The 21,497-nt window shown below is 61.1% G+C and carries 18 protein-coding genes and 1 pseudogene; 9 read left to right on the forward strand and 10 right to left on the reverse strand.

What is annotated here, in order from left to right; translation table 11 throughout:
• Positions 1-20: 20 nt before the first annotated feature.
• The 7 genes and pseudogenes from Q0Z69_RS16815 to Q0Z69_RS00965 form a co-directional block, all read right to left on the reverse strand.
• A pseudogene (locus Q0Z69_RS16815) lies at positions 21-104 on the reverse strand (hypoxanthine phosphoribosyltransferase); the annotation flags it as partial.
• A 149-nt stretch (positions 105-253) separates the two neighbouring features.
• Positions 254-805 carry a hypoxanthine phosphoribosyltransferase gene (gene hpt / locus Q0Z69_RS00940; RefSeq protein WP_298028893.1) on the reverse strand — a complete coding sequence of 184 codons (552 nt, stop codon included), beginning with the start codon at positions 803-805 and terminating at the stop codon, positions 254-256.
• On the reverse strand, positions 795-2,150 hold the full coding sequence (tilS, locus tag Q0Z69_RS00945) for a tRNA lysidine(34) synthetase TilS (RefSeq protein ID WP_298028895.1): 1,356 nt from the start codon (positions 2,148-2,150) through the stop codon (positions 795-797). Before tilS ends, hpt begins: the two co-directional genes overlap by 11 nt.
• A complete protein-coding gene (dnaB, locus tag Q0Z69_RS00950) occupies positions 2,134-3,486 on the reverse strand; it encodes a replicative DNA helicase (protein ID WP_298028902.1) in 1,353 nt (450 codons plus the stop codon). Before dnaB ends, tilS begins: the two co-directional genes overlap by 17 nt.
• A gap of 78 nt (positions 3,487-3,564) precedes the next feature.
• Complete coding sequence (gene rplI, locus Q0Z69_RS00955; RefSeq protein ID WP_298028904.1) at positions 3,565-4,014, reverse strand: 50S ribosomal protein L9; 450 nt, start codon at positions 4,012-4,014, stop codon at positions 3,565-3,567.
• A 244-nt stretch (positions 4,015-4,258) separates the two neighbouring features.
• Complete coding sequence (locus Q0Z69_RS00960) at positions 4,259-6,253, reverse strand: DHH family phosphoesterase (RefSeq protein WP_298028906.1); 1,995 nt, start codon at positions 6,251-6,253, stop codon at positions 4,259-4,261.
• A 243-nt stretch (positions 6,254-6,496) separates the two neighbouring features.
• Complete coding sequence (locus Q0Z69_RS00965) at positions 6,497-7,519, reverse strand: substrate-binding domain-containing protein (protein ID WP_298028908.1); 1,023 nt, start codon at positions 7,517-7,519, stop codon at positions 6,497-6,499.
• A gap of 372 nt (positions 7,520-7,891) precedes the next feature.
• Between Q0Z69_RS00965 and Q0Z69_RS00970 the strand changes: the two genes are divergently transcribed.
• The gene (locus tag Q0Z69_RS00970) at positions 7,892-9,550 is read left to right on the forward strand and encodes a ribonuclease J (RefSeq protein ID WP_298028911.1); all 1,659 of its coding nucleotides are present in this window, start codon (positions 7,892-7,894) and stop codon (positions 9,548-9,550) included.
• Positions 9,551-9,838: 288 nt separating this feature from the next.
• Here the strand turns inward: Q0Z69_RS00970 and Q0Z69_RS00975 are convergent, their stop codons facing one another.
• The 3 genes from Q0Z69_RS00975 to Q0Z69_RS00985 are packed head-to-tail and all read right to left on the reverse strand — an operon-like array spanning position 9,839 to position 12,562.
• A complete protein-coding gene (locus Q0Z69_RS00975; protein WP_298028913.1) occupies positions 9,839-10,489 on the reverse strand; it encodes a DUF624 domain-containing protein in 651 nt (216 codons plus the stop codon).
• A 4-nt stretch (positions 10,490-10,493) separates the two neighbouring features.
• On the reverse strand, positions 10,494-11,165 hold the full coding sequence (locus Q0Z69_RS00980) for a GDSL-type esterase/lipase family protein (protein WP_298028915.1): 672 nt from the start codon (positions 11,163-11,165) through the stop codon (positions 10,494-10,496).
• 17 nt (positions 11,166-11,182) lie between these two features.
• Complete coding sequence (locus Q0Z69_RS00985) at positions 11,183-12,562, reverse strand: ROK family protein (protein ID WP_298028917.1); 1,380 nt, start codon at positions 12,560-12,562, stop codon at positions 11,183-11,185.
• Positions 12,563-12,760: 198 nt separating this feature from the next.
• On the opposite strand from Q0Z69_RS00985, the gene Q0Z69_RS00990 reads away from it, so the two are divergent.
• The 8 genes from Q0Z69_RS00990 to nagA all read left to right on the forward strand — a co-directional run bounded on the left by Q0Z69_RS00990 (position 12,761) and on the right by nagA (position 21,284).
• Positions 12,761-13,969, forward strand: coding sequence for an AGE family epimerase/isomerase (locus Q0Z69_RS00990; protein WP_298028919.1), 1,209 nt, complete (start codon positions 12,761-12,763; stop codon positions 13,967-13,969).
• A 46-nt stretch (positions 13,970-14,015) separates the two neighbouring features.
• A complete protein-coding gene (locus tag Q0Z69_RS00995) occupies positions 14,016-14,876 on the forward strand; it encodes a MurR/RpiR family transcriptional regulator (RefSeq protein ID WP_298028921.1) in 861 nt (286 codons plus the stop codon).
• A gap of 160 nt (positions 14,877-15,036) precedes the next feature.
• Complete coding sequence (locus Q0Z69_RS01000; protein WP_298028927.1) at positions 15,037-16,383, forward strand: ABC transporter substrate-binding protein; 1,347 nt, start codon at positions 15,037-15,039, stop codon at positions 16,381-16,383.
• 199 nt (positions 16,384-16,582) lie between these two features.
• Entirely contained in the window at positions 16,583-17,467 is an 885-nt protein-coding gene (locus Q0Z69_RS01005; RefSeq protein ID WP_298029023.1) for a carbohydrate ABC transporter permease, read from the forward strand.
• A gap of 15 nt (positions 17,468-17,482) precedes the next feature.
• On the forward strand, positions 17,483-18,406 hold the full coding sequence (locus tag Q0Z69_RS01010; RefSeq protein WP_298028929.1) for a carbohydrate ABC transporter permease: 924 nt from the start codon (positions 17,483-17,485) through the stop codon (positions 18,404-18,406).
• Positions 18,407-18,470: 64 nt separating this feature from the next.
• The gene (locus Q0Z69_RS01015; protein ID WP_298028931.1) at positions 18,471-19,379 is read left to right on the forward strand and encodes a dihydrodipicolinate synthase family protein; all 909 of its coding nucleotides are present in this window, start codon (positions 18,471-18,473) and stop codon (positions 19,377-19,379) included.
• A gap of 31 nt (positions 19,380-19,410) precedes the next feature.
• On the forward strand, positions 19,411-20,163 hold the full coding sequence (gene nagB / locus Q0Z69_RS01020; protein ID WP_298028934.1) for a glucosamine-6-phosphate deaminase: 753 nt from the start codon (positions 19,411-19,413) through the stop codon (positions 20,161-20,163).
• Positions 20,154-21,284: an N-acetylglucosamine-6-phosphate deacetylase gene (nagA, locus tag Q0Z69_RS01025; RefSeq protein WP_298028936.1), complete on the forward strand. Its 1,131-nt coding sequence runs from the start codon at positions 20,154-20,156 to the stop codon at positions 21,282-21,284. The genes nagB and nagA overlap by 10 nt, the downstream gene beginning before the upstream one ends.
• Positions 21,285-21,497: the final 213 nt, after the last annotated feature.

The following is a 21,497-nucleotide window of genomic DNA, read 5'->3' on the forward strand; positions in this document are numbered from 1 at the left end:
TTTGGGATATCGCGATGGATTTATTTCGCGTAGACTTCCGGCTTCAGCACGCCGATATAGGGTATATTGCGGTATTGCTGGCAGTAGTCCAGGCCATAGCCCATTTCCCACCGGACACAGTCCGGCGGGAGCCCTTTTATCAGACTGGAACGGCCCGAAATAAATGCGGCCCGTTCCGAGGTTTCGCTCCGCGAAACGCTCGTGCGCCGTGACCGGCGCCCCGCTGTGCGGGGCCGTGGCGGGCTATGGCCCATCAGCCGGAATAGACCTCCGGCTTTAAAACGCCGATATAAGGTACGTTGCGGTATTGCTGGCAGTAGTCCAGGCCATAGCCCACCACGAACTCGTCCGGGACCACAAAGCCCGCCAGGTCAGCATTGATGGCTTTGGTGCGGCGGGAGGGCTTATCCAGCAGCGTCACAATGGTGATGGAGGCCGCGCCCTTGGTGATAAAGTAATCCTTCAGAAAAGCCAACGTATTGCCGGAGTCCAGAATGTCCTCCACGACGATCAGGTCCCGGCCGGTAATATCCTGCTGGATGTCATGGTTGATATGGACCCGGCCGGAGGAAACAGTGGCGTTTTCATAGGAGCTGACGGCAATAAACTCCACGTCGCTCTTCAGCTGGCAGGCCCGCACCAGATCCGCCATAAATACGAAGGAACCCTTCAGCACACTGAGGAACAGCGGATTTTTCCCCTGGAACTTATCATACAGGGCGTCGCCCATCTCTGCAATGCGGGTTTTCAGCTCCTCTTCTGTCACCAGGACCTTCAGGATGTCGTTTTCCATCTCACTTCTCATGGTCGTTCTCCTCTGTCTTTTTCTGGATTTGAATGAACCGGCAGGGTCCTCCCTCCGGCAGGAATTCCGTATCCACTCCCAGCCGCCACACGGCGGCCAGTCTTCCGTCTGCGTAAACAGCGGGCAGGCGGTCTCGCTCTTCCAGGCCAATGCCCTGGTCCAGGCACAGCCGCTTCACGCTCCGGCTCCCCCTGGCCCCCGGCAGGGTCAGCCGCGCACCCGGCGGGGCCGGGGCCACGGTCAGGCGGCCTCTCTCTTCCGGACTGGGCAGGCGCAGGGACAAGCCCTCCCCCTCCCGGCGGTCCAGCAGAGTCAGCCTATAGCCGCCCCAAGTCAAAGGCACTCCCCATTCCAGAGCCGCTATGCCGGGAAGGGCTTTCCACCGCGTCAGGAACAGCCGTCCCCGCTCCCGCCGGGCTGTCACGCCCCCAGGCAGGTCTATGGAACACTCGTTTTGCAGGGAAAAAATGGCATCGAGGTGGACGGCGCCGAAATCCTTGCGGCCAATCCCCAACTGGTCTAGCAGCAGCAACAACAGCCGGGGCCGAAGGGGCTGCGGCGCCAGCCGCAGATCCTCCCAGGGAAAGGACACCCAGCCAGGGCCGGTACCCAGCCCCACAAACGTCCGCCGGGCCTGTTCGTCCAGATAGTGGTCTGCCTCCCTTGCCCAGGCAGCGGCTCTGTTAATGTGCTCTGCCGTTTTGGGATTTAGTTCCCGCAGAAGCGGCATCACTTGAATCCGCAGGAAATTCCGGCTGGCGGCATCCGGGTCGGCGTTGGTCTCGTCCTCCATATGGGGGACGCTCCAGGCAGTTGCGTACTCCCGTAATTCTGCCCTGGTCACATCCAGCAGCGGACGGCAGAGAATTCCCCGCCGCCGCTCCATCCCGCCAAGGCCCTTCAGACCCGTTCCCCGGATGAGGTTCAGCAGCACCGTTTCAGCGTTATCATCGGCGTGGTGGGCAGTACAGACCAGGGAACAGCCCTCTGCCTCCGCCGCCTTGGTCAAAAAGGCGTAGCGCAGGGTCCGGGCAGCTTCCTCAACGGAAAGCCCTTCCTGCTTAGCAAAGTCCCGGACCTCCCCCCGTCCCACGGTCAGGGGAATCCCCCACGTTTTGCAGGTCTCCCGAACGAAGGATTCATCCCTGTCCGCCGCCTCCCCCCGGAGGCAGTGGTTGAAATGGGCGGCTACCACCTGGCCCCCCCGCTCCGCGCACCAGGCGTTCAACATATGCAGAAGGCACATGGAGTCCAGTCCTCCAGAGACGGCACACAGCGCCCGCTCCCCAGATCCTGGCAGGCAGTACGCCGGGGCCTGTTCCAAAAGGTCAGTCCTCGTCATCATACCGTTTGTCCAATGTGGCGAATGTCGTGTATTCCGGCATCCAGCGCAGTTCCACCTTGCCGGTCTCGCCGTGGCGGTTTTTCGCCACGATGCACTCGGCGATGTTGTGCTTTTCCGAGTCTTCATTATAATAGTCATCCCGATACAGGAACAGCACGATGTCTGCGTCCTGCTCGATGGCACCGGATTCCCGGAGGTCCGACAGCATGGGCCGCTTGTCATCCCGCTTCTCATTGGCGCGGGAGAGCTGGCTCAGGCAGATGACGGGAACATTCAATTCCTTGGCCATGATCTTCAGCATGCGGGACATATCGCTGACCACCTGCTGGCGGTTCTCATTGCCCCGGCTGCTGCCGCCGGCGGAGGACATCAGCTGCAGATAGTCGATGACCACCAGGCCCAGGTCATCCAGGCGGCGGCACTTGGCGTTCATATCCGCCACCGTCAGCATGGGGTTGTCGTCGATGCGGATGTCCAGTCTGGTCAGCACCGTGGCGGCTCCAGCGATCTTCTCCCAGTCGGTCTCCCGCAGATTGCCGGTCTTGAGCCGGTTGTTCTCCACCAGCGCCTCGGAGGACAGCAGGCGGGTCGCCAGCTGCTCCCGGGACATTTCCAGGGAAAACACCGCCACTGTCTTTTTGGTTCCCTTGGCCACGTTCAGGGCGATGTTCAGGGCAAAGGAGGTCTTGCCCATGCCGGGCCGGGCGGCCAGCAGGATCAGGTCCGACTTGTTCAATCCGGTGATCTTCTGGTCCACGGCGGAAAGGCCCGTGGACAGGCCCGGCAGATGGTTCTCGCTCTCGCTCATCTCACTGAGGCGGTCCAGCACATCCGGCAGCACCTGCCGCAGAGGCACCATGGCCTGCGCCCCCTGGCCCCGGCGAATGGCATACACCTTCTGCTCGGCGGCCTCCAGGATCTCTCCGGCCTCTCCCATGCCCTCCTGCACCAGGGCGGTGATCTCTGCCGCCGCCTGGGCCACGCTCCGCAGCAGCGCCTTATCCCGCACGATGGCCACATATTCCATCACATTAGCGCTGGTGGGCGTGATCTCCATCAGCTGAGCCAGGTAGGATCGGGTCGTATCCGGATCGTAAACGCCGGTTTTCTGCATCTCCTCACAGACGGTGATGCCGTCAATGGGTTTGGCGTAGGAGAACATGGTATAGATGGTCTCAAAGATCTCCCGGTTCTGCCGCAGATAGAAATCTTCCGGGCGCAGCTTATCCATCACGTCCTTGACGCAGCCCGCGTCGATGAGCATGGAGCCAAGCACCGCCTGCTCGCCCTCCAGGGAGTGGGGCATCTGCCGCAGCAGCAAGTCCTCGTTGGCCATCTGTCGTTTACCTCCAAAGGAAATTTCTCAGCCAGGCGCCCGCCGGCAGGCGGCGGGCCACGCACGTTTTTCCGGTCCTTACTTCTCCTCGAACACGGATACGTACACCGTGCCGGTGACCTCAAAGCCCAGCTTGGCCTTGACCTGATAGCTGCCAAAGGCCTTGATGGGGTCCTCCAGCACCAGCTTCTGCTTGGGGATGTCCACGCCGTACTGGGCCTTCAATCCGTCGCTGATCTCCTTGGTGGTCACAGCCCCGAACAGGCGGCCGCCTGCGCCGGCCTTGGCGGTGAGCTTCACCATGCACTCCTTCAGCTTTTCGGCGGTGGCCTCGGCCTCCGCCTTCTGGCGGGCTTCCTCAGCCTTCCGGGCCTTTTCCTTCAGGTTCATGGTGTTGATAGCGTCAGTCGTGGCGGCGATGGCCAGCTTCCGGGGCAGGAGGAAATTCCGGGCGTAGCCCTCGGAAACCTCCACCAGCTGGCCCTTCTTGCCCTGGCCCTTCACATCCTGCTGTAAAATCACTTTCATTTGTCATTCTCCTTATTTTCTGGATCTTCCAATTCTTTCAGCCGTTTTTCCAAGGCGTCCAGCCGCTCCTCCTGGCTCAGCCAGACGGAAATTACAATTGCTGCTATAAAAAACGATCACCGCGCCGGTGCCTTAAGAGTGCCGGGAGAGGTCAAAAAGCAGTCCCCCGCCGAAAAAGAAGGCTGCTTCGATGACCACCATGCACGCGAAAAATTTCCCAGGAACTTTTTCATGGGCATCTGTCTCATTTCTCGAAATAAGCGTCGATGGCATCTGTCAGCCGGCTTCGCACGGCCAGCACGTCGCTGCCGGCGACACGGCCTCCGGCGGTGGAGGAATTCCCGCCGCCGCCCAGAGCCTCCAGGATCACCTGGACGTTGATCTCGCCCAGAGAGCGGGCGGACATCAGCACATCCTCGCCGCTGCGGTAGAGCACGAAGGACGCCTTGACCCCCTTGAGGGTCAGCAGCTCGTCGGCGGCCTGGGCCGCCGTGACCCGCTCCACGCCGTCCTGAGGCACCACCGCCAGGGCGATGTCCTCCCGATACAGCTCCGCCCGGCGGATAATGTCGTAACGGGAGACCATGTCGCTCAGGTCGTTCTGGAACAGGCGCTGGACGTCCGCCGTGTCGGCTCCCGCCCGGCGCAGGAACGCCGCCGCCTCAAAGGTGCGGCCGCCAGTGCGGAGGGAGAAGTGCTTGGTGTCCAGCACGATGCCCGCCAGCAGCGCCTCCGCTTCCTCCCGCAGGAGATCCGTCGGCTCCACCATGTATTGCAGCAGCTCCGTCACCAGTTCGGAGGCGGAGGAGGCATACGGCTCATGGAAGCTGAATGCCGCGTTCTCGATATATTTGGCCGCGCGGCGGTGGTGATCGATGACGGCGACCCGGTTGCAGGACTCCAGAAGCTGGGGGTTTTCCACCATATCCGGCCGGTTGGTGTCCACCACCACCAGCAGAGCTCCGGGGCGCATCTTCAAGAACGCGTCGCTGCCGGAGATGAACACATCTGCGTATTCTGGCATGGCCCGCAGCTTTTTCAGCACGGCCTCTGAAGCGTTGTGCTCCAGATCAATCACGATCTGCGCCCGTTTCCCCTGCCTTCTGGCGGCGCAGCAGATGCCTACGGCGGCGCCCACAGCATCCATATCCGCAAAGCTGTGGCCCATGACATAGATCTCCGTGGCGTCGGCCACCAGCTCGCTGAGGGCGTTGGCCATGACCCGGGACTTGACCTTGGTGCGCTTTTCCGTGGTCTTGGCCCGGCCTCCATAAAAGGCAAAGTCCACACGGCCCCGGACTACCGCCTGGTCGCCGCCCCGGCTGAGGGCCATCTCCATAGACAGATTGGCGTTCTTATACAGCTCTGGGATGCTGTCAGCATCCTTGCCGATGCCGATGGACAGCGTGGGGTGGACGCCCTCCCCCACCTTGATATCCCGTATAGCATCCAGCACGGAAAACTTTTCTGCGGCGAAGTGGTCGTAATACTGCTCCTCAAACAGGAAGAGGTAGCGGTCCCGTTCGGTCTTGAGCAGCAGACCGTCGCCTGCCGCCGCCCAGTTGTTCAGTTTTTCGTCGATCTGGGCCAAAACGGCGCTGCGGGCCGTGTCGGCACAGGCCTTCATCAGGTCCTCGTAATTGTCCACCATCAGCAGAGCCAGCACTGGGCGGGTCGCGGTATAGGTCTCCCGCAGCAGGTCGTCGTCGGTGGTGTCGACCCAATAGGTGGTGGCCACCAGATTCTGCTCTCCGCCGCGGCCCTTAGCCCGGACCAGGCTGCCGTAGACCCGGAAGCGGCGGTTGTTCATCAGGACCCGCTCCGGACATTCCTGCTTTCCCTCCAGCAGCCACTGTACAGGGAAGGCCGGCACCGCGTCCTCCACCTTCATCTCAAACAGGTGCTCCCGCACCCCCGCCAGCTGCAGGAAGTCCTCGTTGCTCCAGATGACCTCCCCGGTGTCGGGCCGGAACACCATAATGGGCAAGGGTGAATTGATCAAGGTCGATTTGCTGGCGGTGTCCACGCTGCCGGTAACGCTGTCGATGTATTGCAGCACATTTTGACGGCGTTTCTGGTTGCTTTTGGAAAAATAGAAGTACAGGATCACTGTAGCGGCCGCTTCCGCTGCCGCCAGCACCGGGCTCACCGGAACGGCGGCCGCCGCAAACAGCGCCAAGCACAGAAAGTACAGCTTCAAATTCGGTTCCAGCAGACGGGAGAGTTTTTTATTATTCATAGGCAAACACTCCTTATACCGCATGCTACGCATACTAATAGGTGTATAGTATATCATTTTTATAAGTTGGGTGCAACGAAAATGTAAAAAAACCGTCCGCCACGCCAAAAAAACCAGCGCCGCCACAGGGGCGGCGCCGTGGGATCACCGGTCCTTAGACCGTTCGATCCGGAAAAGGGCCGGGCGCGTGACGGCGCGGTTCCGTTCCATAATGGTTTTCCCTCTTTCCCTGTGGAAAAAGCCTCAGAGCGTCTCGGCGTTCAGGATGGGGCTGTCGGAGTAGAAGCAGTCCCGCTCCGGCAGCTTGTGCTCCGTCAGGGCCCGAAACAGCACCGACAGCGCCTGATAGCTCTGGTAGGCCAGGTCCTGGCCGATGGTAAAGTCCACCAGACCCTCTTTTAAAAACCGCTGGATGTCCGGCCCGTTGTCATGGGACAGGACGCGGACCCTGCCCGTCCGCCCCTGGCGGCGGATGGCCTCCACGCAGGCGGTGACGCTGAAGTTTGCCATGTAGATATACGCCAGGTCCGGGTCCTCCGCCAGAGCCGCCTCCACGGCCCGCAGGGTCTCGTCATAGTCGTCATGGGTCGCAGCGATCCGGCAATCCTCCCGGCGGAAACCCAGATCCGCCAGCCGCTCCAGAAAACCGTCGGCCCGGGCCTTGTGTCCGGCGTAGGCGGGGCCGGCGTAGACCAGCAGCAGGGGATCTCCGGGCCGCAGGAATTTGGCGGCGATCTCCCCCGCCACCCGGCCCGCGTGGTGGGCGTCCTCCCCCACATAGCACAGCCGGGGCGCGGTGGGAATGTCGGAGTTGAAGGTGACCACAGGGATATGCCTGTCCGCCAGTTCCGCCAGCTTCTCCCGGGTCTCCCGGCTGTCGGACGCGCAGAGCGCCACCGCCTGGGCACCGTTCCCCACTTCCTCATCCAATATTTTCAGGCAGGCCTCCCCCTCTGGGGGATAGGTCCGCACATTGACGCTGACGTTGTAATCCCGGTGCTCCTCCCGGAAGCGGGTCACGCCCGCCCCCACCGCGTCGCCGATGTAGACCTTCCACTCCGGCTGGATCACCGCCAGCCGCCGGGGCGTGCCGCTGGTGGCCAAAGCGCTGGCCATACGGTTGGGATGGTAATCCAGCTCCTCCATCACTTGAAGGATGCGGGTCCGCACCTCCTCCTTGACGTACGGCCGGTCGTGAAGGACCCGATCCACGGTGCCGATGGAGACCCCCGCCTTCTCTGCGATCATTTTGATGGTCGCCCGCATGATCCTCCTCCTCTGCATTATGTTAACGTGCACATCATATGCATTTTTGCAGGATTTGTCAAGTTCTTTTCCGCTGTTTATAGGCACAGTGAACATAGCCCAAAATTTTGGTATACAAATGCCCCAAAAGGTGATATACTATATCAGCTGAGCGTCGAGACGTGATCCGTCTCCGCTGTTTTCGTATTTTACCGTGAGACGCGCTTCTCCCGGTCAAATAGATCCAGAGCCTCATATGAAACGGGACATGACGTGACCGAATCCCTGCCGGCGAAACGGGGCCGCGCAGGCTACGGACGCCTGTTTTTTCCATGCGCTTTTTTCTGCGGAGGCTCCTCTACATATCCAAAACAAAGGAGTATTTCTATCACTATGGCAGAAAAACTGAAGATCATTCCCCTGGGCGGTCTGAACGAGATCGGCAAAAACATGACCGCCTATGAGTACGGCGGCGAGATCATCGTGGTGGACTGCGGCATGGCCTTTCCCGGGGACGACATGTACGGCATCGATTCCATCATCCCTGACGTCACCTACCTCATCAAGAACCGCGCCCGCATCCGGGGCCTGTTCATAACCCACGGCCATGAGGACCATGTGGGAGCCATCCCCTATGTGCTCAAGCAGGTCAATATCCCCATTTACTGCACCCGCTTCACCGCCGGACTGATCCGGCTGAAGCTGGAGGAGCACCAGCTGGTGAAATCCACCAAGCTCATCACCGTGGACCCGGGCAAATCCGTCCGGGCAGGCAAATTCACCGTGGAATTCATCCATGTGAACCACTCCATCGCCGACTCCGTGGCCTTTGCCATCCACACCAAGATGGGCATCGTGGTCCATACCGGCGACTTCAAGATCGACTCCACCCCTATCGACGGCGAGGTGATCGACCTGGCCCGCTTCGGCGAGCTGGGCAAGGAGGGGGTCCTGGCGCTGTGCGCCGACTCCACCAATGTGGAGCGCCCCGGCTTCACCCCCTCGGAAAAGACGGTGGGCGCCACCTTTGCCCGCCAGTTCCAGAACTGCGATGAGCGCATCATCGTCACCACTTTCGCCTCCAACGTCCACCGCATCCAGCAGGTGCTGGACGCCGCCGCCCAGTGCGGGCGGAAGGTGGCCGTCACCGGCCGCAGCATGGAGAACATGATGAAGGTCTCCACGGAGCTGGGCTATATGAGGGTCCCCAAAAACACCCTGATGGACATCAGCAAGATCAAGAGCCTTCCCAAAAACAAGCAGGTCATCGTCACCACCGGCTCTCAGGGTGAGGAGATGAGCGCCCTGTACCGCATGGCCTTTTCGACCCACAAGCAAGTGGAGCTGGGCGCGGGAGACAAGGTCATCATCTCCGCCTCCGCTATCCCCGGCAACGAGGTGACGGTGGGCCGGGTCGTCAACGAGCTGTTCCGCAAGGGCGTGAAGGTGGTCTACAACAAGGCCGATATGCTCCATGTCTCCGGCCACGCCTGCCAGGAGGAGCTGAAGATCATTCACGCGCTGACGAAGCCCCGGTTCTTCATTCCTCTTCACGGCGAGCAGCGGATGCTGCAGATCCACAGCCAGCTTGCCCAGGACATGGGCATGGACCGCAGCCACATCGCCATCGCGGACAACGGCTCCGTCATTGAGATGACCACCAAGACATTGAAGCTCAACGGCACCGTACCCTCCGGCGAGGTGTATGTGGACGGCAGCGGCGTGGGCGACGTGGGCGCCGTGGTGATGCGGGACCGCAAACGTCTGGCAGAGGACGGCATGGTGGTGGTCGTGCTGCCCATCTCCTCCCACAACGGCGACCTGCTGGCGCCGCCGGAGATCATAACCCGGGGCTTCATCTATGTGAAGGAGTCCGGAGACCTGATGAAGGACCTGCAGACCGTGGCCATGGACGCAGCGGATTCCATCTCCCGCCGGCGCGGGCGGGACGACGGCGAGCTGCGGGGCGCGGTAAAGTCTGCCGTCAGCAGCTATCTGTTCAAAAACACCAAGCGCAGTCCCATGGTCATCCCCGTTGTGACCCGGCTGTAACGCAGGCCGCAAAAGGCCGGAGGGCAGCAGCTCTACGGTCTTTTATAGTCGGCACAGTTGAAAAGACCCTAAAAAAGTCTTTTCCATGCAATGTTGCACAGCAGCATTGCATAGCCGCATACGCGGTCCTCTGTGCCTGACTTCATGGGAAACGCATATGCGCTTTGCGCATCGACGGACCAGCGGTCCGTCGGTTGAAAAGGAGTACTTTCTTCTTTTCACCCGCGTTGACTGTATCAAGAGCGCCCGGACCGAAGCTCGGTCCGGGCGCTCTTTTGACGAATGAACTTATGATCCTTCCAGGCTGTCTCCGTCCTTCGGAGCGGTCTCCGGCATATACTTGCGAAACGCCCGCTCCATGGGCAGGGACCAGAACAGCGCCGCGGCGCAGGGCATCACCATCACCGGCAGCCACAGCATCCAGATGGAGACGGCCGCCAGGGCCGCCACGACCACCACCGCCAGCGTATAGGGCAGATAGCCGATGGCAAACCGCAGGGACGCTGTCACCAGTCCCATCGGGCGGAAGGTGAACCGCGACAGCAGGGGAAAGCTCCAGCACATGGCTCCCAGCGGCAGCAGCGACGCCACACAGAACGCGACCAGCAGCACCGCCTCCCCCTTTGCGTCCGCCGCCTGCATCCGCCAGAGCAGCTGCAGGATGGCCAGCAGCGCCGCCAGTACCGCGCCCCAGAGCACCGTGACCACGGCAGAGACTCCCAATTCCCGGCGGAAGGTGCGCAGAAAGCGCTTCCAGGGAGAGCGGTCCCCGCCCCGTATCCCACGGGCCGCCGCGTCATACAGGGCGGCGGTGGCGGCACCCAGCGTGACGACCGGCAGGGAGCAGAAAGCCCACAGCAGGCTCAGGGACAGCAGATCCACCAGACGGCACAGCCAGGGCCATATGCCCCGCTCCGGGTCAAACAACGGCGAGGCCATCGGCTCACACCAGCTCCGGCACCAGCTTGGCCAGCGTTTCCGCCAAGCGGGCATGACCGGCCTTTGTCAGGTGCATGAAATCGATCTGGTTGAATTCGCAGCCCACCTCGTTGGTATCCAGAAAATGGACGCCATTCTCAGCGGCGACCCGGCGGAATTCCGCCGGGACCCGGCGGGATTTCTCCGCACAGGAGGGCCCCATGGTCCCCATTTCATCAGCCACTGGAGAAGTGAGGACCCCTTCGCTGATAATGGGCGGCGCCATGACCAGAATATTGGGCTTTCCAGCCGGTCCCCAGCAGTCCACGGTCTTGGCCTTCTGGATCAGGCGGCGCATCCCAAGCCCGATGGCAAAGGGGTTGACCCCGAAGCGCTCCTTGGTATCGTTGGTGCCCAGCATGATGATGAGCAGACTCACCGGCTCGTGGCTCTTCAGGCAGGGATATAGGTAGTGGATCGCGTCCAATCCCTCATACAGAGGGTCCTCAAAGACCGTGGTGCGGCCGGAGAGGCCCTCCTCCACCACCAAATATTCGTCCCCCAGCGCCTTTTGCAGCAGGCAGGTCCAGCGCTCGTTCTCATTGAAGCGAGCCAGAGCGGGGTCGGCGCAGTCGTTAGGGTCGGCACAGTAGCCGTGGGTGTTGGAGTCGCCCAGGCAGATGATATGCTTTTTCATTGCGTCTCTCCACCTTCTTATTTGATCTCCGGCAGGCTGGCGGCGGCGGCTGACTGACCCACGCGGCGGAACTTTTCGTCCGGCAGGGTCGGATCGATGGCGGCGGCCACCTCCGGATACTCGTCCGCCAAAACGCTCTTGCAGGTGGCGAGGATCAGATCGCCGCCCCGGCCGGACATGACCCGGCCCAGCAGCAGCACATGCTTGAAGCGATACAGATCGAAATACAGCGCCAGGGAGTGGGCCAGATACACGCCGATGGAGCGGTAGATGGCCTCGGCGGGGCTGCCCTCGGTCTCCATCAGCTTTTGGACCTCCTTCAGCTTCTCGGCGGGAGACAGCTCCTCCGCCAGATGGATGCCAGCGGCGGGAGCCAGCTTGATGACCGCGTCCTGTGAGAAGTACTTCACGCCGCAGCCGATGTCGCCGGACCACTCGTCCCGCATGGCGGTGGGAGCGGCGTCCACGGGGACAAACGCCAACTCATTGAGCCAGCCGGTGATGCGGCCCTGGTCGTCCACATAGCCCACGGCCTCACTGGTCCCCATGGCGATGCCCAGCACGTTGTTGTCCTCCAGGCTCATGGTGCCCGCCAGCGCGGACACGTCGCCGTCGTTGACCACGGCGTACGGCACATCGCCGAAGGTATCGGTGATGGCGCGGATATAGATGTCCTTCACCTTGGCGTCGAACAGGTCCTTGGGGACCTGCAGAAACAGAGAGGCGTTCATGGTGCGGTTGTTGATATACACGCCGGCGGAGGAAACGCCCACGGCGTCAACCCGGGGCATATGCTCGGCGGCGGACTTCAGGGCGGAGACGATGCCGTTATAGTGGTAATCCGGGTCCGCCGTGACCTTGGGGAACCAAACCACCTCTTCGCTGTAAACGCTCTCGCCGTCGATGACGGCGGAGACCTTCCGGTCGCTGCCGCCGGCGTCAAAGCCGATGCGGCAGCCCTCCAGATGGCCGCCCATGGCCTTGGGGCAATCCTTGGCCTGGGGGACCTGGTCCACCAGCACCACCTCAAAGGGATGCTCAAAGACATTGGCCATATAGTCCCAGTCAAAGGCCTGACAGCCTTCGGCGCTGTACGCCTCCCGCAGATATTCGTAAATGCCCTGGTCGCCGGACACGTAGATCTTGAAGCCGCCCTTCATCCAGAGCATGGTCTTGACGACCCGGTTGACGTAGTAGCGGTCCGCCTGGGCCAGCTCCTCCGTGCCGTGGATAAAGGTCTGGCACACGGCCATCTGCCCGTCGGCCCTTTCAACGGCCAGGCCCAGGGGCTTCTTCGCGTCCTTCAAAAACGCCTGGTTGAACTGGTGCAGCGGGACAAAGGCAGGGTCCAGCTCAGGCACATGGCGGGGGTTCACTTCGATTCCATAACAATTCATCTTCCATACCTCCACATCAGAAATCAGAGCGGGCACTTCATGTTCTTGTATCATATCACACCACGGACAGCTTGTCACCATGGATTGATAATTATTTTCACGATTTATTTTTATTGAAAATTTCTTTCTCATTTGCTAGAATAGATTTGTGCTCCCGCGGCGCACCGCGGACTATTTTTTGAAATGAGGTGTGTTCCATTGGATACAAGGCAATTGCTTCAGGAAAGCCGTTCCTGGATCCAGGACCAACTGGATACCTGCGTGGATTTTTGGCTGAAAAACGGAATGGACAAGACCCATGGCGGCGTTTACACCTGTCTGGACCGGAAGGGCGAGATCTACTCCACTGACAAAAGCGTGTGGATGCAGGGCCGCTGCGGATGGATCTTCGCCTATCTGTGCCACGTATACGGTCCCAAACCGGAGTGGCTGGCAGCTTCCAAGAGCTGCATCGACTTTCTGGAGGACCACTGCCGCAATCCCCAGGCGGGCAACCGGCTGTATTTCACCGTCACCGAGGACGGCCAACCCCTGCGGCAGCGGCGCTATTATTTCTCCGAAGCCTTTTACGCCCTGGCCAACGCCGAGTACTACGGCGTCACCGGCGAGGCGGAGCATTTAAAGCGCGCCCGCTGGGCCTATGACCTGTACTGGAATCTGGCCCACGGCGCGCCGGACCCCACGGGCCTGGGGCCCAAAACCATTTCCGATACCCGCACCGGCCGCGCCTTCGGCACGCCCATGATCATTCTGAACGTCACTGGCGTGATGCTGCGGGTCGACCCGGAGCGGAAGGCCCTGTATGAGGAGCGCGCCCAGGCCTGTGTGGATGAGATCTTTAGATACCACGTCCACCCGGAGTTGAAGTGCGTGCTGGAAAACGTGGCCGAGGACGGCACTCCCCGCCTGTATTACACCGAGGGCCGCACCGTCAATCCTGGTCACGACATTGAGGGCGTCTGGTTCCTGCTGGAGCACGCCCAGCGCACCGGCGACCGGGAGCTGGTGAAAAAAGCGGTCCAGATCTTCGACTGGGCCATTGAGGCTGGCTGGGACAAGGAGTACGGCGGACTGCTGTACTTTACCGACTGCCTGGGCAAGCCCCCCGAGGCCTATGAGCACGACATGAAGCTGTGGTGGCCCCACGACGAGATCCTGATCTCCTCCATGATGATCTATCGGGACACCGGCGACGAAGCGTATCTGGAGTGGTTCAAAAAGACCTTGGATTACTGCAAGGCCCACTTTGCCGATCCGGAGTACGGCGAGTGGTACGGCTACCTGCGGCGGGACGGCCTGCCCACAATGCCTTCCACCAAAGGCTCCACCTTCAAGGGTCCCTTCCACCTGCCCCGAATGCTCATCATGGTGGACACCATGATCGGCGAGATCTTGGATCGGGCCTGACGGCCCCCGGTTTTTGCAAACATCAAACGTAAGAGGAGGCACTTCCATGCCTTTTGGACAGCGAAATCTTCAGGAACGGATCAGCAGCGAGTATTACCAGCTCACCACCGCGGAACGGAAGGTGGCGGATTATGTGGTCGCCCACCAGCGGGATACCCAGTTCATGTCCATTTCGGACTTGGCAGAGGCCTGCGGCGTGGCGGAGGCAACGGTCTCCCGTTTCTGCCGCCGCTTGAAATACAAGGGCTACAACGCGTTTAAGCTGGCGGTGGCCAACGCCGCAGCCCAGCACACTGGTGAGCTGTTCCTGTCCGGCGAGATCTCGCCGGATGATCCGGTGCCGGACCTGTGCCAAAAGCTGTACGGCGCGGAGGTGGACGCCCTCGCCCAGACCCTGTCCATGGTCCGCCCGGAAAATGTGGTGGCCGCCGCCGACATCTTGTGCCGGTCCAAGCGGGTCCTGTGCATGGGCCAGGGCGGCTCCATGATCATGGCCGCCGAGGCGGCCCACCTGTTCTCCACCGCCATGCCGGGATTCACGGCGATCATCGACTCCCATTTGCAGCTGATCGCCGCCGCCACTCTGACGGAGGAGGACTCGATCCTGTTCTTCTCCTATTCCGGCGCCACCAGGGATCTGATGGACCTGCTGGATGTGGCCCGTGACCGGCACTGCAAGGTGATCCTGGTGACCCACTACCCCCGCTCTCCCGCCGCCGCCCAGGCGGACGTCATCCTGCAGTGCGGCGCCAATGAAAATCCGCTGCAGCTTGGCTCCGTCCCCGCCCGCATAGCCCAGCTGTTCCTGGTGGACATTCTCTTCACCGAGGTCTGCCGCCGGAGCGAGGGCTCTGTCAAACAGGTCCGGGAACGGGTCGCTGACGCCCTTTCCTCCAAGCATATTTGACAAGATCCGTCCTTTTTCTGAAAATTTTTATCTAAATCTTGTGTTCCTTGAAAATTTTTTCCAGATACTATTGACAATATCTACAACATTTTATACAATGCTTATGATATCGTAGTTAAAATTTACTGATATCGGATTTTATCAAGGAGGACGTACATCTATGAAGAAGTTTCTTGCACTTGTCCTGAGCCTGGCCATGGTCTTGAGCCTGGCCGCCTGCGGCGGCAACAAGGCCCCCGCAGAGGATACCAAACCCGCTGAGACCGACGAGCCCGCTCCTGCCGAAGCCACGCAGTCCATCGACCTGTGGGTCTACCCCGTGGGCGGCTGGGGCCAGGAGGATAACGTCAAAGCCCTGACCGACGCCTTCACCGCTGAGACCGGCATCGAGGTCAAGGTGGAGTACCTGGCCTATGCTGACGGTGACGACAAGGTCAACACCGCCATCACCGGCAAGAACCAGCCCGACCTGATCATGGAAGGTCCCGAGCGCCTGGTGGCCAACTGGGGTGCCAAGGGCTACATGGTGGACCTGTCCGACATGCTGGATGACACCGACAAGAGCGAACTGATCGCGGCCGCCCTGACTCCCTGCATCAATGCCGAGGGCAAAATGTATGAGTATCCCATGTGCATGACCGCCCACTGCATGGCCGTCAACCTGGACGCCTTCAAGGCGGCCGGCGCTGACCAGTACCTGGACCTGGAGAACCGCACTTGGAGCACTGAGAACTTCAAGAAGGCCGTGGCGGCTCTGTACGATCACTTCGGTGGCACCGTGGCCGCTGTGTACTGCAAGGGCCAGGGCGGCGACCAGGGAACCCGTGCTCTGATCAACAACATGTACGGCGGCGCCTACACCAACGCCGACCACACCGCCTACACCTGGGACGATCCCAAGAACGTGCAGGCCATTGAGGAACTGCTGGCCATGGACGGCATCGCCTTTGACGCCTCTCTGGAGGGCGGCGACGAGATCGCCAAGTTCTATCAGGGCGTTCTGAAGATGGCCTTCTGCTGGAACAGCGCCCAGCAGATCAATCCTAACAACGCCAACACCGGCGAGGGCAAGACCGTCACCGGTGAGGAGATCGTCTACATGAACTTCCCCACTCCCGACGGCAGCCCTGCTGAGCTATGCGGCGGCATCTGGGGCTTCGGCATCTTCGACAAGGGCGATGCCGCCCGTATCGACGCTGCCAAACAGTTTATCAAGTTCATGTGCGACTCTGCGCACACCAAGGATGCCGTGTCTACCTCCACCTTCTTCCCCGCCCGTACCGCTGCCGAGGGCACCGACCTGAGCAAGGTCTCCGATAATGTGATGCTCAACGAGTACGCCGCCCTCATGGTCCCCAATATGGGCGACTACTACAACGTCATCAAGGGCTGGGCCGCTCAGCGCACCGAGTGGTGGAACATGCTGCAGGAGATCGGCAACGGTGCTGATATCAACGAGACCATTGCCGCCCGCATGGCCAATGCCAACGCCGCCGCCCAAGGCTGATAGATCCATCCAAAACCACTTCCCGCATTAAGAAGGGCTGCGCGCCCCTTCCCCGCGCGTAACGGGGGAGGGGCGTTCCTTTTCTTCCGGATGGAGATGCGCATGACCGGCCGATGGCCGGCCTGTGATGCGCATCTCCACCCGCATACAGCTTTTGAGAGAGGAGAGATTCGTTTTGGCAAAACAGCCTAGATCCACCATGAGCCGGGCGCTGGTGCGGCGCGAGACCATCTCCGGCTATATGTTCCTGCTGCCCAGTCTGATCTTCTTCCTTGGCTTCGTCATCATCCCCATGTTCATCTGCATCTACACCAGCCTGACCAGCGCCAATATGAATGATCCTGGCAGCTTCGTGGGCTTCCAGAACTTTATGGACCTGTTCCACGACAAGACGTTTATGATGTCGCTGAAGAATACCTTCCTCATCGTGATCGTCAGTGTGCCCACCGTATGCGCATTTTCCCTCTGGGTGTCCTCCGCGATTTATAAGATGAAGGGCCCCGCCCTGTCCGCCTTCCGCTGCATCTTCTACCTGCCCGTGGTCACTGGCTCCGTGGCTGTCACCGTGGTGTGGAAGTGGATGTTCGACAATTACACCGGCCTGTTCAATGCCGTGCTGAAAGGCTCCGGCGTGATCAAGGATAACATCAACTTCCTGGGTACGCCAGGGATCGCTATCTGGTGCATCATTCTGATCCTGTTCACCACCTCTGTGGGCCAGCCTATCGTGCTGTACGTCTCCGCGCTGGGCAACGTGGACCAGTCCTTGGTGGAGGCTGCCGAGGTGGACGGCGCCACCAACATGCAGGTGTTCTGGAAGATCAAGTGGCCCCAGATCATGCCCACGACCCTGTATATCCTGGTCATCACCACCATCAACTCCTTCCAGTGCTTCGCCCTGATCCAGCTGCTGACCCAGGGCGGCTCGGACACCAACACGGTGATGTACTACATTTACTACACCGCCTTCAAGCTCACGGAGCAGGCCGGCCACTTCGGCTATGCCAACGCCATGGGCGTCATCCTGGCCATCTTCATCGGACTGCTCTCTGCGCTGCAGTTCCGGCTGGCGAAAGAAAAGTAAGGGGGGGACAGAGATATGAAGATCACATCCGGCCGCACCAAGGCTTACCGTATCCTCAGCGTCGTCGTTCTGATCGTGCTGGCAATCCTGTTCCTGTTCCCGCTGTACTGGATCATTACTGGCGCTTTCAAACCCGCCGTGGACATCTACGCCACAGAACCCGTTTGGTTTCCCTCCGAGTGGACCAAAGCCAATTTCGATAAACTGTTCGGCATGCGCTCTGCGCCTCTGTGGGAGCTGGCGGTGCCCTTCTCCAGGGCCATCACCGGCGAAACTGTATACTTTTCCGTGGGGCCCACTGTCCCCGGCGCTATCCGCTGGCTGGTAAACACCGTGTTCATGTCCGTCATGGCCATGATCCTCACCTGCCTTACCGCCGCCATGGCCGGCTATGCCCTGGCCAAGAAGCGGTTCGTGGGCCGTACATTGCTGTTTTCTCTGATCGTGTGCGCCATGGCCCTGCCTAAGCAGGTCATCCTGATCCCGCTGATCCGCGAGATGTCCGCTCTGCATCTGGTGAACACCCTGTGGGCCGTCATCTTCCCCACAGTGGGCTGGCCCTTCGGCGTATTTTTGATGAAACAGTTTGCAGAAGGCATTCCCGGCGAGATCCTGGAGGCCGCCCGGGTTGACGGCGCGGGCGAGATCCGCACCTTCACCACCATCGTCCTGCCCATGGTCAAACCCGGCGTAGGCGCGCTGGCCATCTTCACCTTCATCAACAGCTGGAACGACTACTTCATGCAGTTGGTCATGCTGAGCAGCAACGCCAACTACACCATTTCCCTGGGCATCGCCACCATGCAGGCAGAGACCTCTGTGGATATGGGCTTGCTGATGGCCGGTGCCGCCCTGGCTGCCGCCCCCATCATCATCGTGTTCCTGATCTTCCAGAAGTACTTCACGCAGGGCATCACCATGGGCGCTGTGAAGGGATGATCGGAAAAACGTATCAAACAGCGATTTCCCGGTATACTGAAAAAGAATGGAGCGTTTGATCGCTATGAAAGACATTGCCAAGTATCAGGGCATTTTCCCCGCGTTTTATGCCTGCTATGACGCCGAGGGAGCCATCGATCCCCAGGCGGTCCGCGAGCTGACCCAGTATTTCGTGGACAAATGCGTCAAGGGATTGTATGTGGGCGGTTCCTCCGGCGAGTGCATCTATCAGTCCGTGGCGGAGCGCAAGCTGGTGCTGGAGAACGTGATGGCCGTCGCCAAGGGCAAGCTGACCATCATTGCCCATGTGGCCTGCAACAACACCGCTGACTCCCGGGAGCTGGCCGCTCACGCCGAATCCCTGGGCGTGGACGCCATTGCCTCCATCCCCCCCATTTACTTCCACCTGCCTGACCACGCCATCGCCAAGTACTGGAACGACATCTCCGACGCCGCTCCCAACACCGATTTCGTCATCTACAACATCCCCCAGCTGGCCGGCGTGGCTCTGAACACCGGACTGTTGAAGGAGATGCTGAAGAATCCCCGGGTCATCGGCGTGAAGAACTCCTCCATGCCTGTGCAGGATATCCAAATGTGGAAGGACGAAGGCGCCGTCGTGTTCAACGGCCCCGACGAGCAGCTGCTGGGCGGCCTGTCCATGGGCGCTGACGGCGGCATCGGCGGCACCTACGGCGCCATGCCGGAGCTGTTCCTGAAGATCCGGGAGCTGTTCCTGGCTGGAAAAATGGAAGAAGCCCGGGAGGTCCAGAATGAGGCCTGCCGCATCATCTACAAGATGTGCTCCGCCCATGGCAACATGTACGCCGTCATCAAGGCCGTCCTCCGCAAGCAGGGCGGGCCCGACTGCGGCTCTGTCCGTCTGCCGCTGGCGCCCCTGGTCCCCGGCGATGAGGCCGTGGTGGACGAGGTGGCCGCCATGATCGCCGCCGCCATCGCCAAGTACTGCTGAAATCCATCGCGAAACAGAAGGAGAAACCACTATGAGGATCTATCAGGAGGCGGATTACGAAGCTATGAGCCGCCGTGCCGCCAACCTCATTTCCGCCGAGGTCATCCGCCGTCCGGACTGCGTGCTGGGCCTGGCCACCGGCTCGACCCCTATCGGCACCTACAAGCAGCTGACCGTCTGGAACCAGCGGGGCGACTTTAGCTTCAAGGAGGTCCGCACCGTCAATCTGGACGAGTACAAGGGCCTGCCCCCGACCCATGACCAGAGCTACCGCTATTTTATGCAGACCAACTTCTTTGACCACATCGACATCGACGTGGCCAACACCTATGTGCCCGACGGTCTGGCCGCCGATCCTGACGCTGAGTGCGCCCGGTACGACGAGCTGGTCCGCTCCCTGGGCTATGCCGACCTGCAGCTGCTGGGCCTGGGCCGCAACGGCCACATCGGCTTCAACGAGCCCTGCGGCAGCTATGTGAAGGAGACCCATGTGGTGGATCTGACCCAGAGCACCATCGACGCCAACGCCCGGTTCTTCGCCAGCGCCGACGATGTGCCCCGCCAGGCACTGACCATGGGCATCGGCTGCATCATGGCCGCCCGCCGGGTCCTGCTAATCGCCAGCGGCGCCGACAAGGCCGACGCCGTGTACAACGCGTTTTGCGGTCCCATCACGCCGGCGTGTCCTGCCTCCATCCTCCAGCTCCACAACGACATGGTCCTGGTGGGCGACAAGGCCGCGCTGAGCAAGCTGGTGGCTGCGGGGGTGGCTGTATGCGGATAACTGGCGCACGGGTATTTGATGCCCAGCAGGGCTTTGTATCCAAAGACCTATGCATCGAGGGGGAGACGATCGCCCGGGAGGCGGCCGGCGCTGTCAGCGCTGGGGGCTGTTATTTGATTCCCGGCCTCACAGACCTTCACTTCCACGGCTGCGTAGGCGAGGACTTCTCTGACGGCAGCGCCGAGGGCCTGGCACGGATCGCCCAGTATGAGCTGTCCCGGGGCGTAACGCAGATCTGCCCCGCCGGCATGACCCTGCTGGAGGAGCAGCTGACCAAGATCTGCCAAACTGCCGCCGCCCATAAGGCGGCGGGCGTTCCCGGCGCGGACTTGGAGGGCATCCACCTGGAGGGTCCCTTCCTCTGCGAAGCCAAAAAGGGCGCCCAGAACGGCGCCTGGCTCCACGATCCCGACCTCCCCATGCTCCGGCGGCTCCAGACAGCCGCTCAGGGGCTGGTGAAGCTGGTCACCGTGGCGCCTGAGCGGCCCGGCGCCATGGAGTTTATCCAGGGTGCCGCAGCGGACGGTATCACGGTCTCCGTGGGACACACCACGGCAAACTATGACACCGCCAGCGCCGCCATGGACGCCGGCGCCACCCACTGCACCCACCTGTTCAACGCCATGCCACCCTTCACACATCGGGTGCCCGGCGTAGTGGGCGCAGCCTTTGACCATCCCGCCGTTCGGACAGAGCTGATCTGCGACGGCATCCACATCCACCCCAGCGTGGTGCGGGCCGCTTTCCGGCTCTTCGGCGCGGAGCGGATGGTGCTGATTTCCGACTCTCTCCGGGCCACCGGCATGCCCGACGGCCAGTATCCCTTCGGCGGCCAGGAGATCATCGTCAAGGGGCCCCGGGCCACGCTGGCCCACGACCCCAGCACTCTGGCGGGCTCCGTCACAGACTTGATGGGCTGCCTCAAAACGGCAGTTTCCTTCGGCATCCCCCTGGCCGACGCGGTAACCGCTGCAGCAGTGAATCCCGCCAAGGTCCTAAGAATCTATGACCGGGTCGGCAGCCTGGATGTGGGCAAAACGGCCAACATCGCCGTTTTGGACAAACATCTGGAGCTGAAGGCAGTTATTTTCCACGGCAAGGTGGTCTCCGGCGCTCTTTGAGCCAATGAGGGCTGGCTGGTGAAAAAATCGTTGGCCGTAGGTCAAGGGTGTCTCTCTCAGCCTTTCCGCCGGGACCTTGCAAATACGCGTCCCCCCAAAAACCAGGGTCCGTCCTCTACTCCATTTTTATAGGGGCGGACACCAACAAAAAGGAGGAAAAAACCGCCGGCCGGCGGTGCGGCAGTGTGGAGACCTGCCGTAAGCCCGTTCGCT

This window comes from uncultured Dysosmobacter sp., from assembly GCF_947631165.1.
Taxonomy (GTDB): domain Bacteria; phylum Bacillota; class Clostridia; order Oscillospirales; family Oscillospiraceae; genus Oscillibacter.